The 12,641-nt window shown below is 41.0% G+C and carries 16 protein-coding genes; 10 read left to right on the top strand and 6 right to left on the bottom strand.

Features of this window, described 5'->3' with window-relative positions:
• Positions 1 to 163: 163 nt before the first annotated feature.
• The 8 genes from rsxD (at position 164) to nadS (ending at position 6,538) form a co-directional block, all read left to right on the top strand.
• The gene (gene rsxD / locus PR683_RS04450) at positions 164 to 1,249 is read left to right on the top strand and encodes an electron transport complex subunit RsxD (RefSeq protein WP_004910990.1); all 1,086 of its coding nucleotides are present in this window, start codon (positions 164 to 166) and stop codon (positions 1,247 to 1,249) included.
• A 10-nt stretch (positions 1,250 to 1,259) separates the two neighbouring features.
• The gene (gene rsxG, locus PR683_RS04455; protein ID WP_109912261.1) at positions 1,260 to 1,889 is read left to right on the top strand and encodes an electron transport complex subunit RsxG; all 630 of its coding nucleotides are present in this window, start codon (positions 1,260 to 1,262) and stop codon (positions 1,887 to 1,889) included.
• Entirely contained in the window at positions 1,889 to 2,605 is a 717-nt protein-coding gene (locus PR683_RS04460; protein ID WP_004910994.1) for an electron transport complex subunit E, read from the top strand. Before rsxG ends, PR683_RS04460 begins: the two co-directional genes overlap by 1 nt.
• Positions 2,606 to 2,624: 19 nt before the next feature.
• The gene (nth, locus tag PR683_RS04465; RefSeq protein WP_102138606.1) at positions 2,625 to 3,266 is read left to right on the top strand and encodes an endonuclease III; all 642 of its coding nucleotides are present in this window, start codon (positions 2,625 to 2,627) and stop codon (positions 3,264 to 3,266) included.
• A gap of 138 nt (positions 3,267 to 3,404) precedes the next feature.
• Positions 3,405 to 5,348 carry an exoribonuclease II gene (locus tag PR683_RS04470; RefSeq protein WP_123381923.1) on the top strand — a complete coding sequence of 648 codons (1,944 nt, stop codon included), beginning with the start codon at positions 3,405 to 3,407 and terminating at the stop codon, positions 5,346 to 5,348.
• A gap of 201 nt (positions 5,349 to 5,549) precedes the next feature.
• A complete protein-coding gene (gene osmB, locus PR683_RS04475) occupies positions 5,550 to 5,768 on the top strand; it encodes an osmotically-inducible lipoprotein OsmB (RefSeq protein ID WP_004911006.1) in 219 nt (72 codons plus the stop codon).
• 151 nt (positions 5,769 to 5,919) lie between these two features.
• Entirely contained in the window at positions 5,920 to 6,252 is a 333-nt protein-coding gene (locus tag PR683_RS04480) for a type II toxin-antitoxin system RelE/ParE family toxin (protein ID WP_109912263.1), read from the top strand.
• Between the two features lies 1 nt (position 6,253).
• Positions 6,254 to 6,538, top strand: a complete 285-nt coding sequence (gene nadS / locus PR683_RS04485) for a NadS family protein (protein WP_004911011.1) — start codon at positions 6,254 to 6,256, stop codon at positions 6,536 to 6,538.
• A 72-nt stretch (positions 6,539 to 6,610) separates the two neighbouring features.
• Here nadS and yciH read toward each other — a convergent pair whose 3' ends face one another.
• The 5 genes from yciH to PR683_RS04510 all read right to left on the bottom strand — a co-directional run bounded on the left by yciH (position 6,611) and on the right by PR683_RS04510 (position 10,068).
• A complete protein-coding gene (yciH, locus tag PR683_RS04490) occupies positions 6,611 to 6,937 on the bottom strand; it encodes a stress response translation initiation inhibitor YciH (protein WP_109912264.1) in 327 nt (108 codons plus the stop codon).
• Entirely contained in the window at positions 6,934 to 7,659 is a 726-nt protein-coding gene (pyrF, locus tag PR683_RS04495) for an orotidine-5'-phosphate decarboxylase (RefSeq protein WP_109912265.1), read from the bottom strand. Before pyrF ends, yciH begins: the two co-directional genes overlap by 4 nt.
• A 44-nt stretch (positions 7,660 to 7,703) precedes the next feature.
• Positions 7,704 to 8,876 (bottom strand): lipopolysaccharide assembly protein LapB, encoded by a 1,173-nt coding sequence (gene lapB / locus PR683_RS04500; RefSeq protein WP_109912266.1) that lies wholly within the window; start codon positions 8,874 to 8,876, stop codon positions 7,704 to 7,706.
• A 6-nt stretch (positions 8,877 to 8,882) separates the two neighbouring features.
• Complete coding sequence (locus PR683_RS04505; RefSeq protein WP_004911022.1) at positions 8,883 to 9,200, bottom strand: LapA family protein; 318 nt, start codon at positions 9,198 to 9,200, stop codon at positions 8,883 to 8,885.
• Between the two features lie 145 nt (positions 9,201 to 9,345).
• Positions 9,346 to 10,068 carry a phosphatase PAP2 family protein gene (locus tag PR683_RS04510; protein ID WP_272571849.1) on the bottom strand — a complete coding sequence of 241 codons (723 nt, stop codon included), beginning with the start codon at positions 10,066 to 10,068 and terminating at the stop codon, positions 9,346 to 9,348.
• A gap of 213 nt (positions 10,069 to 10,281) precedes the next feature.
• On the opposite strand from PR683_RS04510, the gene ribA reads away from it, so the two are divergent.
• The gene (gene ribA, locus PR683_RS04515) at positions 10,282 to 10,878 is read left to right on the top strand and encodes a GTP cyclohydrolase II (protein ID WP_004911029.1); all 597 of its coding nucleotides are present in this window, start codon (positions 10,282 to 10,284) and stop codon (positions 10,876 to 10,878) included.
• A gap of 190 nt (positions 10,879 to 11,068) precedes the next feature.
• Positions 11,069 to 12,046 carry a porphobilinogen synthase gene (hemB, locus tag PR683_RS04520; RefSeq protein ID WP_110731948.1) on the top strand — a complete coding sequence of 326 codons (978 nt, stop codon included), beginning with the start codon at positions 11,069 to 11,071 and terminating at the stop codon, positions 12,044 to 12,046.
• A gap of 110 nt (positions 12,047 to 12,156) precedes the next feature.
• Here the strand turns inward: hemB and PR683_RS04525 are convergent, their stop codons facing one another.
• A complete protein-coding gene (locus PR683_RS04525) occupies positions 12,157 to 12,600 on the bottom strand; it encodes a hypothetical protein (protein WP_004911037.1) in 444 nt (147 codons plus the stop codon).
• Positions 12,601 to 12,641: the final 41 nt, after the last annotated feature.

Here is a 12,641-nt window from a genome sequence, read left to right on the forward strand (position 1 = left end):
CAGAACAACTCGCACAAGAAGAGCTTACTCCCGCTGCCGAACAACCCATTGAAGAGGAAACCGACCCTCGAAAAATTGCCGTTGCCGCTGCAATCGCGCGAGTAAAAGCGAAGCAAGCACAAAAACAACATGAACAAACGACTACAGAGTAAGTGATAACGAGATGAAATTTAGGCCAATTGATGCGAAAAATCGCCGTTTAAAAATTGCTAGCGCGCCATTTACTCATAATAAACAAAGCACCAGCTTAGTCATGCTTTGGGTACTTTTAGCTGCAATACCCGGTATTGCGGCTCAAGTTTATTTTTTTGGCGTTGGCACCTTATATCAAATTATTTTAGCGATGCTAACAGCCGTTATCACAGAAGCGGTTTCTATTCGTTTACGCAAACAACCTGTAGTTCCTGTACTAAAAGATAATTCAGCCATTGTAACTGCTTTATTATTAGCCATCAGCCTACCACCGCTCTCACCTTGGTGGTTAATCGTATTAGGGACATTTTTTGCTATTACGATTGCTAAACAATGTTATGGTGGATTGGGACAAAACCCTTTTAACCCCGCGATGGTGGGTTATGTTGTTTTATTGATATCATTCCCTGTTCATATGACAAACTGGCTACCCCCGCATGAATTACAGAATATGTCGGTTTCAGCCCTTGATAGCCTATCAATTATTCTCAGTGGCCATACACCAACAGGTATTACTCTCGAGCAACTACGAACGGGAATTGATGGTATGAGCCAAGCAACCCCGCTTGATAGCTTTAAAACGGGCCTACTGACTCATTCTATTTCTGAAGTATTACAACAACCTATTTTGCAAGGTTCCTTAGCCGGTATTGGTTGGCAATGGGTAAATATTGGCTATTTAGTTGGCGGTTTGTTCTTATTACAGCGCCGTATTATTAGCTGGCATATCCCAGTGTCGTTCTTAGGTACGTTGGCAATCTTAGCTATTGTTAGCCACTTAATTGATGATAGCCAGCATGCATCACCATGGGTTCATCTATTGTCTGGCGCCACTATGCTAGGGGCATTTTTTATTGCCACTGACCCTGTTACCGCATCGACAACACCTAAGGGACGAATTATTTTTGGTGTGATCATTGGTTTCCTTGTTTGGGTGATCCGTGTTTACGGTGGTTACCCTGACGCTGTCGCATTTGCCGTGTTACTCGCCAATATTACCGTTCCATTAATTGATTACTATACGCAACCTCGTGCGTACGGCCATGGGCATAAGTAAGGATAACCGTATGTTAAACACGATGAAACGCCATGGTGTAACGTTAGCAATCTTTGCGGCAGGCACGACCGCGCTTAGTGCTGCAGTGTACACGTTAACTAAAGAGACTATTGCTGAACAAGCCGCTATTGTTCAGAAAAAATTACTCGACCAAGTTATACCAAGTGATTTATATGACAATGACCTCGCAAAAGAGTGTTATTTAGTCACTAATGAGGCCATACTTGGTAACAAACAACCTAGGCGTTTGTATCTAGCCCGTAAAAATGGCGAACCCGTTGCTGCGGCATTAGAAACAACGGCATTAGACGGCTACTCTGGCGCGATACATTTATTAGTTGGAACCGATTTTAACGGCACAGTATTGGGAACTCGTGTAACAGAACATCATGAAACACCAGGGCTTGGTGACAAGATTGAGACACGAATATCTGATTGGATTACTTATTTTAGCGGTAAGAAAATAGCCTCTGACAATGACCCTAAATGGGCGGTTAAAAAAGACGGTGGTGAATTTGATCAGTTTACTGGAGCAACAATTACGCCCAGAGCAGTCGTCAATGCGACTAAACGTACTGCTGTATTTATGCAACAAATTCCACAACAATTATCGAATTATCCACGCTGTGGGGACGAATAATGAGCGATACATCTAAAGACTTATTAATGCAAGGTTTGTGGAAAAACAACTCTGCATTGGTTCAACTATTAGGACTTTGTCCGCTTCTTGCTGTTTCATCAACAGCAACAAACGCATTAGGGCTAGGCTTAGCGACAACATTAGTCTTAGTTTGTACTAATGTTGCAGTTTCTGCTTTACGTCGTTGGGTACCATCAGAAATTCGCATCCCTATCTACGTGATGATTATTGCCTCTGTTGTTAGTGCCGTACAAATGCTAATCAACGCATATGCTTTTGGTTTATATGAATCTCTCGGGATCTTTATTCCGTTAATCGTCACCAACTGTATTGTTATTGGGCGAGCAGAAGCCTATGCATCTCGTAATCCTGTTGGGTTATCTGCTCTAGATGGGTTTGCCATGGGCTTAGGCGCAACGGCGACCTTGCTTGTTCTAGGGTCAATTCGTGAAATTTTAGGGAATGGTACCTTGTTTGATGGTGCTGACTTGTTACTTGGTTCTTGGGCCACCTCCCTTCGTATTGAAGTATTACATCTTGATTCTCCATTTTTACTCGCTATGCTACCGCCTGGTGCCTTCATTGGGCTAGCGTTACTATTAGCAGCGAAGTACTTAATTGATGAAAAAATGAAAAAAAGAGCCGCACGACAATCCAGTATTCAACCCGAGCGTGAATATGAAAAACAGCAAGGTTGCGGTAGCCATATTTCTTAACAACGATATTTTGTGAGCAATGAATAAATCAAAACGCATTGAAATTCTAACTCGTCTACGGGATAACAACCCACACCCGACAACGGAGCTAGAATTTAATTCTCCTTTTGAGCTATTAATCGCCGTTTTATTGTCAGCTCAAGCGACTGATGTGAGTGTTAATAAAGCGACAGCGAAGCTATACCCTGTTGCTAATACACCTGAAACTATTATGGCGCTAGGTGTGGATGGGATAAAAGAATACATTAAAACCATTGGCTTATTTAATACTAAAGCTGAAAGTGTCTATAAAACCTGTCAAATTTTAATCGAAAAACACAACAGTCAGGTTCCTGAAAACCGAGAGGCTTTGGAAGCCTTACCGGGTGTTGGCCGTAAAACTGCAAATGTGGTTCTTAATACCGCATTTGGCTGGCCGACTATCGCTGTTGACACACATATTTTTCGTGTCTGCAATCGTACTAACTTTGCTCCGGGTAAGAATGTTGTTGAAGTGGAAGAAAAACTCCTTAAAGTTGTACCCGCAGAGTTTAAAGTAGATTGCCACCATTGGTTTATTTTGCATGGACGTTATACTTGTATTGCCCGCAAACCCCGCTGTGGCTCATGTATTATTGAAGATTTATGTGAATTTAAAGAAAAAATATACCCAGAAGATTAGTCAAAATGCTATTTTTATACATTACCAATAAACGGTATTTTTAATGATGAATCTAGTCAGTAACGCATTTTTTCCTTGCTCTAAGACTTTGTCTTACGTAACAATAGAGCCAAACCCAATATCAATAAAACGGTAAGTATGTTCCAAGACAACCCACTGCTCGCACAACTTAAACAAAAACTACATGCCCAGACTCCACGCGTTGAAGGGCTGGTAAAAAGCACAGAAAAAGGCTTTGGCTTTCTCGAAGTTGATGGCCAAAAAAGTTATTTCATTCCACCGCCTCAAATGAAAAAAGTCATGCATGGCGATCGCGTTATTGCTGCAGTTCGTACAGATAAAGACCGCGAATTTGCAGAACCAGAAGAGCTGGTAGAACCTTTTTTAGATAGGTTTGTTGGGAAAATACAAAAAAAAGACAATGATAACCGCTTATTTGTCATTCCCGATCACCCATTACTGAAAGATATGATTTCTTGCCGTCCTGTTAATGGCATCAATCACGAATTCAAACAAGATGATTGGGTTGTTGCACAAATGCGTCGCCACCCATTAAAGGGTGATAAAACTTTCTACGCTGAAATAACTGAATTTATCACCGATGGTGATGACCATTTTGCCCCTTGGTGGGTAACGTTACGCCGTCACCAATTAGACCGTGATGAACCTAAAATGGTTGATAGTGAACGTGACGATCAAGGAATTGAACGTGTTGATTTAACTCACTTGCATTTTACGACGATAGACAATGCTAGTACTGAAGACATTGATGACGCGCTCTATGTTGAAAGAACCGATAATGGCGATTTAAAGCTGTATATCGCTATCGCTGACCCGACAAGTTATATACCAGAAGGCAGCGAACTAGATAAACTGGCATTAGCCCGCGGCTATACCAACTATTTGCCTGGTTTCAATATTCCAATGTTACCGCGCAGATTATCTGACGACCTATGCTCTTTACGCCCAAATGAACGCCGCCCTACTTTAGTCTGTATTGCGCTAATTAAAGAAGATGGACGCATTGACGATCACATTGAGTTTTTCAGTGCTTGGGTTGAATCGAAATCTAAATTAGTTTATGACGAAGTCTCTGATTGGCTTGAGAATACAGGCAGTTGGCAGCCAGCAAATGATACCGATAAACAGCAAATTTTACTCCTTAAAGAAATGTCAGATAGACGTTTACAATGGCGTGAAAATAATGCCCTCGTCTTCAAAGACCGCCCCGATTACCGCTTTGTATTAGATGATAAAGGCAATGTGGTTGACATCGTGACTGAACGTCGCCGTAGCTCTAATCGCATTGTTGAAGAAGCTATGATCGCGTCTAACCTCTGCGCTGCTGCGGTACTAAAAGAAAAATTAGGGTTTGGGGTGTTTAATGTGCATATGGGGTTTGAACCTCTGCAAATTGACCAAGTCGTGCAAACACTAAAAGATAACGGTATTGAAACAACGGCTGAATCGTTGTTATCACTAGAAGGTTTCCGTCAACTACGCCGTCAATTAGATGCACAGCCGACTCAATTCCTTGATAGCCGAATTCGTCGTTACCAAACTTTTGCGGAAGTCAAAGCTGAGCCCGGTCCACATTTTGGTTTAGGGTTTGATGCTTATGCGACTTGGACTTCACCAATTCGTAAGTATACCGATATCGTCAATCATCGTTTAATAAAGTCTATTATTGCCGGTAAACCTTCTACGGATAAACCCTCCGAAGAATTATCAATCAAATTAGCTGAACGTCGTCGTGCAAATCGTATGGCTGAACGTGATGTTGGTGACTGGCTCTATTCGCGTTACTTAAAGCCTTTTGAGGGTACAGATACTAAATTCCCAGCTGAAATTATCGATATTACACGTGGTGGAGTGCGAGTTCGCTTAGTCGACAATGGTGCCGTTGCATTTGTCCCTGCCCCCTTTATTCATAGCGTTCGTGATGAGATTCAATGTAGCCAAGAAACAGGCAATGTGCTTGTTAAAGGTGAAATAGCTTACCAACTTAACGATATTATTAATGTCACCATTAATGAAGTTCGTATGGAAACACGTAATATCGTTGCTAGACCAGCCGAATAACAACTTTTCTGCTATTCTTAAAAGACCATAGTTTGATATCTATGGTCTTTTATTTTTCTATAAATTGTTTTTTAACATCATATTCGCATTAAACGTTAAACAGCGAGCACTTTTCCAGATCTTTTCCTGATTATTCTTATTCGTATAATAACCTATCATGATATTTTGTTAACTGTTAAATCTGTACTAAGGATCACTAAAATGAACACAGTAAGCAAACGTATTTTATCATTCATGGTGATAGCCACAGTCGCTATCAGTGTCAGTGCCTGTTCAAATATGTCTAAACGCGATAAAAACACAGCGATTGGTGCTGGTGTAGGTGCTGTTGGTGGTGCCGTACTGACAGGCGGAAGCTCCGTAGGAACCGTTGGCGGTGCTGCAATTGGTGGAATTATCGGTCACCAAGTCGGTAAATAAATCTCATTACATCCTTTATTTTCTCTCCTTAATCTACAATAGCGTTCATCATGAACGCTATTTTATTTTTCATATCCGATAATCTATTAAACTATTGACGGAAAAAAGTGTACAAAGTACACTTGCAATTAATGCAAAGGGAGGGAACCCTGTGAGTCACGCAATTGAATTTATTGAAACGAGCTTTTTTACTAAACAAATCCAATCGATAGCAACACAAGAAGAACTTAGGACACTACAAAATGAACTTATCGCATGGCCAGATAAAGGCGATATTATCCAAGGAACAGGTGGTCTTCGCAAAATTAGGATGGCAACAGGTAATAAAGGAAAAAGTGCAAGTGTACGGGTTATTTATTTCCTAGCTACAGCAGAAATCATTTATTTTATAATGGCTTACCCAAAGAATGTCAAAGATACGCTAAATGACTTAGAAAAAGCAGAATTAAAGAAACTAACGAAATTACTAAAAAATGAGGTATAAAATGAGTATATTCAACGAATTAAAAGCCTCTTTAGAAGAAGCTGTTGACATTAAACACGGTCACCAAAAAGCTGCTAATGTCACTCGTTACGAAATTACTGACGTCAAAGCAATTCGAGAACAACTTAATGTTTCACAAAGCGAATTAGCTCATGCGCTAGGGACGAGTATCGACACCATTAAAAGTTGGGAGCTTAAACGACGTAACCCAACAGGGCTAGCGGCTAAAATACTCATCGCCATTAAGCGTAATCCTGCTTTATTTGCCGAGTTAGCAGCAATTTAACCACTTTTTCATTATAAAATGAGTGGCTCTCTAGGTCGCCACTCATGAAAAACAGCAAAATTGTCGAGTCAATCAGCCACCAGCTAACTTGACTTGAAAACCTTTCGCCTCAAGGTACTGTTTGATAACATCACGTTTGTCGCCTTGAATTTCAACGTTACCGTCTTTGACAGCCCCGCCACAGCCACATTTCTTTTTAAGGTCAGCCGCTAGTTTTGCTAATTCGCTATCTTCAAGGTCAAGACCTGTAACAACACAAACACCTTTCCCTTTGCGTCCTGATGTCTCACGGCGAATTCGCACAATACCATCGCCTTTAGGCCTTTCAACTTTGGGTTTTTCGTCAGCAATACGTCCTGTCTCAGTGCTGTAAACAAGACGACTATTTGTATCACTCATAGCAAACCTTCAATAGATTGATTGATTTGTTGTAATGTGACTGTTGGGTTTTCACTACGTGTAATCGGACGCCCAATCACCATATAATCGACACCTGCTTTCACTGCATCTTGTGGTGTCATAATGCGACGTTGGTCCCCGACATCACTACCTGTAGGGCGAATACCTGGGGTAACTAATTTGAAATCAGCACCACATAACTGTTTTAAACGTTGAGCTTCATGTGCAGAGCAAACAACACCGTCCAACCCACATTGCTTCGTTAATAAGGCCAAACGCTCTGCATGAACTGCCGGTGAAACGTTAATTCCAACACCTGAGAGGTCAGATTCATCCATACTCGTTAATACTGTTACTGCAGTAAGTAATGGCGCTTCTTTACCATAAGGCTCAAGAGATTGGCGCGCCGCTTCCATCATACGAGCCCCACCACCAGCATGGACATTAACCATCCATACCCCCATCTCAGCTGCAGCCGCAACCGCACGAGCAACAGTATTTGGAATATCATGAAATTTCAAATCTAAGAAAATATCAAAACCACGTTCATGGAGTGACTTAACAAATTGAGGACCATTAAAAGTAAACATTTCTTTGCCAACTTTTAAGCGACAATCACGTGGGTCAATACGATCCACAAAAGCCAAAGCTTCATTAGCATCTTCATAATCAAGTGCCACAATAATTGGTGAATGTGTGTGGTTCTCAGTTGAGGAAATCATTTCTTAGCCTTTAAAGAGTCGTTATTATTTAAAAAGTGACGCTGTCACTGACCATCTAGCCCGCGAATAGGTTTAATTGTGTCCCAAGAACGACAAGATGGACAATGCCAATATAATGCACGCGATGTAAACCCGCATTTATGACAGCGGTAATCGGGTTTTGTACGAATTTGTTCTCCTACCATTTTACGCAGCAAAATCAAACTTTCTTTTGCCCTTCCATCTTCAGCTTCTTCAAGATGGTAATCCATTAAACGATAGAATAAACGCATCGTAGGATGGCGTTGAATTTGGTCGTTAATGTAATTCGCAGCCGCTTCATGATTTTGTTTTTCAACAATAATATCGGCTAAGTAAAGTTCTGCGATAGCCCCTGAATTACCTGCAACACACTGACGAAGGTAATCTTCCCACTCATCTGCTTGGCCAGTATGTTGGTAGCAATCAAACAGCAAAGGTAATGTTTCAGCGACGAGTTCTCTATCTTGTTCATAGACTTGTTTTAAGACATGAACCGCTTTGTCGTAATTACCTTGCTCGATAAACAACCGACCTTTCATAATCGAAACTCGAGCGCAGTGGTTATCGGCTTGCTCTGCCTTATTTAACAATGTCAGTGCATCTTCAAGATCATCGCTAGCGAGTTGTTGGGTCGCTAATTCACAATAAAAATGCGCAATTTGCTCACGTAACTCGGGGTGCCCTAATTTAACCAGTTTTCCTGCTATTTCAATGGCTTTTGTCCAGTCACTGGTAAGCTGATAAATATTTAAGAGGGATTGTAAGGCACTTTGTTTGAAATCGACTTCGTCTGTCAATTGCTGAAACATATTTTCTGCACGGTCATAAACCCCTGCAGCCATGTAATCTCGGCCAAGCTGTTGGGTTGCTAATAAGCGTTGTTCAAATGACAAAGCGGCGCTTTCTACCAGCGACTGGTGAATACGAATGGCACGTTCAACTTCACCACGAGAACGGAATAAATTTCCCAGCGTGAGATGAGCCTCAAAAGCGGAACTGTCTTCATTTTTCAGCATATCGAGGAATAAATCGACAGCTTTGTCTTGTTGATTAGATAATAGGAAGTTAACGCCTGTAACATAATCACGTGACAAGCGATTCGCATGTTGTTGCTTATCTTGTTGAGCACTTCTGCGCCCCATGTACCAACCGTAAGCAGCAGCAACCGGTAGCAGCAGAAACAGCAACTCGAACATACAGGATTATTCCTTGTTCTGAGTCGTCACTAATGAGGTTGAGTCGGAAATATTACTTTCTCCAGCACCTAATTGTGATTCTAAACGTCGAATTTTACGACGTGCGTTTTTCAGGCTAACGATGACTCGTAAATAAAACACGGCACAGACTAGCCAACCTAGCACAAAACCGACACCAAAAAGTGATGCAAGAAGGGTCGATAATGAAAAATCCCCTTTTGCAATCAGGTAGTTAAATGTAATAACCTGATCATTGCTTGAACCTAGCGTAATCGAAACAATAAAAAAAGCGACCGCTAGTAATAAAATCAGAAAATATTTCACATTTATTCCCGTTATCAGTTCTATTCATCCAATAATATCTACCTGTTAAGGTAGCATTTCCAGCGCATTCAGACAAAGCAATTTATTTTATACAATGAGATATTTAAGTTAGATCTCCCCTAATAATGGCCAACTTGATGAAAGATTAATCGGCTTTACTAAATAGTCCCCATGCCCGTAAAATATAATAACCAAATATGGTAAAACAAGCACTGATGATCACTGAAGTTATTATATCTATAGGCCAATGCATTCCCAACAACATCCGACTAAACGCAATACCCTCTGCCCAAATAGCAAGCCCTATCGATAAAGCATATAAACGCTGTTGCCAAAAAAGCACAATTAAAAACAATGCCCAGCCTGCTGCAAATAACATATGACCCGAAGGAAAAGAATACCCCGTTTCTGCTTGCCAATGTTTACGCTGCCATTTAGCTATATTTTCATCTTGTTTAACCGTATTTTTAATTAATTTCGCTCGTTCACTGCGTTTTAACTCATAAAACTCTGATGACGGAATTTGATATTGAGTTGCCAACCATTCCACATAAGGACGCGGTTCTTTAAATGTGCTTTTTAATGCGCTCTTCAAACCTTGTTGCAGTAATACCACGCTGACCAGAACAAGCAAAATTTTCAATCGCTGTTTCTTTTCTGAACGGAAAACGAATATAACGACTCCAAGAAATAAAAAAGACGTTAAAATACTATAAGGCGCTCCCGCAGTGTCTGTCAGCCAAAGAAGCCATTTCATTGAGTTAAACTGGGTTTCTGGTGACCAATGCCACCCTGTAACTATCATCACCATGGGAGGCATGATTAATAACAATGCAAAAGCACAAACAACCAAAACCGTTTTTTTCATTCAATGTATTCCAAATAAAGTTCTATTAAATATACAAATATTCCATTCACCTATTATTAACTCTGTTATAGTAATACAGCGTTGGTCGTGTGCAAAGAATACCAACCTCTATATGCTAAACGTCATATAGCGTCGATGTATTATAGTTAAGCTACTTTATATCGATAAACGTTATTAATTAAGCAAGAGTTACTTTAACTAATGAAAGAAAATATGCAGCTAAAACGCGTTGCCGAAGCAAAACTCCCAACACCTTTCGGTGAGTTTTTAATGGTGGGTTTTGAAGAAATCGCAACCGGTCGTGATCATGTAGCGTTAATTTTTGGCGATATCTCAGGAGATACACCGGTACTTAGCCGGATCCACTCCGAATGTTTAACAGGAGATGCGTTATTTAGTCTACGTTGCGATTGTGGTTTTCAATTAGAAGCCGCGCTCTCTCAGATTAGTAAAGAAGGCCGAGGGGTATTACTTTATCATCGTCAAGAAGGCCGAAACATAGGCTTGCTAAATAAAATCCGTGCTTATGCATTGCAAGATCAAGGCCTTGATACGGTTGAAGCTAACATCAAACTCGGATTCAAAGCCGATGAACGTGATTTTACCTTATGCTCTGATATGTATAAATTATTGGGAATTAATGAAGTCCGTTTATTGACAAATAACCCGAAAAAAATAGACATCATGCGTGAAGCTGGAATTAACGTGGTAGAGCGTGTTCCACTGATTGTCGGTCGTAACCCAAGTAACGAACATTACCTTGACGTTAAAGCAGAAAAAATGGGACACATGCTATTTAAGCATCAGTGATCTCACCAAAGGAAGAGTGTTCTGCTCTTCCCTTTCTTCTCCTCATTCTGATTATCATCATTCAAAGTGTGCCATTTACCCGCTGCTATATTCACTTTCTTTCTATAAGGTTTATACTGTTAGCCATCTGATTACCCTGACGAATAAACTGAGCTCTTGAGGTTTATTCCGCATACTACCAGGAGATACTGTGAACAACCTGCATTCCATTCAACGCATGAGAAGATTGCGTAAGACCGAAAAACTCCGCACTTTATTCCAAGAAACCCACCTTTCCGTTAATGACCTTTGCTTGCCAATTTTTGTTGAAGAAGAACTCGACGACTATATGCCAATCAATAGCATGCCGGGTGTTATGCGTATTCCTGAGAAACGCCTTGCCTATGAAATTGAGCGTATCGCAAATGCAGGAATAAAATCAGTGATGACCTTTGGGGTTTCCCATCATCTTGATGATAATGGTAGTGATGCATGGCAAGAGAATGGTTTAGTGGCACGCATGTCACGTATCTGCAAAGAAACCGTTCCTGAAATGATAGTGATGTCTGACACCTGTTTCTGTGAATACACCTCTCATGGTCACTGTGGCGTTATGCACGGTCATGTCGTTGACAACGATGCAACTATCCATAACCTAGGTTTACAAGCGGTTGCCGCCGCACGTGCAGGCGCTGATTTCATTGCCCCTTCTGCCGCAATGGATGGCCAGGTTGCTGCAATCCGTCATGCTCTTGATGAAGCTGGCTTTACAGATACTGCAATTATGTCTTACTCCACAAAATTTGCATCCGCACTGTATGGCCCATTCCGAGATGCGGCAGGTTCATGCCTTAAAGGCGATAGAAAAACCTATCAGATGAACCCAATGAACCGCCGTGAAGCGCTCCATGAGTCACTAATTGATGAGCGCGAAGGTGCTGACGCGCTAATGATAAAGCCTGCCGGAGCGTATTTGGATATTATTCGTGATTTACGCGAACACACTCAATTACCCATCGGGGCTTATCAAGTCAGTGGAGAATACGCACAAATTAAATTTGCCGCTCAAGCGGGTGCAATTGATGAAACGCGTGTGGCTCTTGAAACACTAGGGTCAATTAAACGCGCAGGCGCTGATCTTATTTTCACTTATTTCGCTTTACAGTTAGCTGAAGCCAACGCGTTATAATCTCATTCAGTTAAAAAAAACCGCATTACTGTACATAAACACAGTAGCGCGGTTTTTTGTCATTTCTGTTGAATAATAGTACTTAAAACGCCTAATTTATAGCCAGTTGGCTATTTTGCTCTTTGCAATTCAAGTTGTTGGGTTAATGTTTGCACATAATGCTGTGCTTGCTCTGGCGTTGCTAAACCGGCAATTAATAAATCTTGTTTACCCGCAGATGTTGTTGCAACCACTCCCCAGTAATCGACTTCAACCGTAATACTCTCAGGGTTTTGATCGGGCATAGGCAAAATATCAAAGTAGTCTTGTAATGGTGCAATGGTAATAGTGGTGTAATCTGCATTTAAGCCGAGTGGAAATTCTTTGTCTGCATATAAACGCAAATCATGGACTTCCGTTTCAGGTGTTCTCATCACAATAGAATATAAGTTAGGTATGTGCTCCAAAATGTCACGAACCTCTTCGTTCGCACCATCAAAATGGGATGTGGTTAATAAGATATCTGCTGCCCACAATGCCCCTTTATAGAAATCGGTTTCATTGATATCTGCCATACTCATTTCCTTTATAGTGTTTTCGATAAGCTCAGTTACAT

It is taken from the genome of Providencia sp. PROV269, from assembly GCF_028477785.1.
Classification (GTDB): domain Bacteria; phylum Pseudomonadota; class Gammaproteobacteria; order Enterobacterales; family Enterobacteriaceae; genus Providencia; species Providencia rettgeri.

Coding starts and splice junctions, on each gene's coding strand:
- rsxD (WP_004910990.1), top strand. CDS start 164: ATGAAATTTAGGCCAATTGATGCGAAAAATCGCCGTTTAAAAATTGCT.
- rsxG (WP_109912261.1), top strand. CDS start 1,260: ATGTTAAACACGATGAAACGCCATGGTGTAACGTTAGCAATCTTTGCG.
- PR683_RS04460 (WP_004910994.1), top strand. CDS start 1,889: ATGAGCGATACATCTAAAGACTTATTAATGCAAGGTTTGTGGAAAAAC.
- nth (WP_102138606.1), top strand. CDS start 2,625: ATGAATAAATCAAAACGCATTGAAATTCTAACTCGTCTACGGGATAAC.
- PR683_RS04470 (WP_123381923.1), top strand. CDS start 3,405: ATGTTCCAAGACAACCCACTGCTCGCACAACTTAAACAAAAACTACAT.
- osmB (WP_004911006.1), top strand. CDS start 5,550: ATGAACACAGTAAGCAAACGTATTTTATCATTCATGGTGATAGCCACA.
- nadS (WP_004911011.1), top strand. CDS start 6,254: ATGAGTATATTCAACGAATTAAAAGCCTCTTTAGAAGAAGCTGTTGAC.
- yciH (WP_109912264.1), bottom strand. CDS start 6,937: ATGAGTGATACAAATAGTCGTCTTGTTTACAGCACTGAGACAGGACGT.
- pyrF (WP_109912265.1), bottom strand. CDS start 7,659: ATGATTTCCTCAACTGAGAACCACACACATTCACCAATTATTGTGGCA.
- lapB (WP_109912266.1), bottom strand. CDS start 8,876: ATGTTCGAGTTGCTGTTTCTGCTGCTACCGGTTGCTGCTGCTTACGGT.
- PR683_RS04510 (WP_272571849.1), bottom strand. CDS start 10,068: ATGAAAAAAACGGTTTTGGTTGTTTGTGCTTTTGCATTGTTATTAATC.
- ribA (WP_004911029.1), top strand. CDS start 10,282: ATGCAGCTAAAACGCGTTGCCGAAGCAAAACTCCCAACACCTTTCGGT.
- PR683_RS04525 (WP_004911037.1), bottom strand. CDS start 12,600: ATGGCAGATATCAATGAAACCGATTTCTATAAAGGGGCATTGTGGGCA.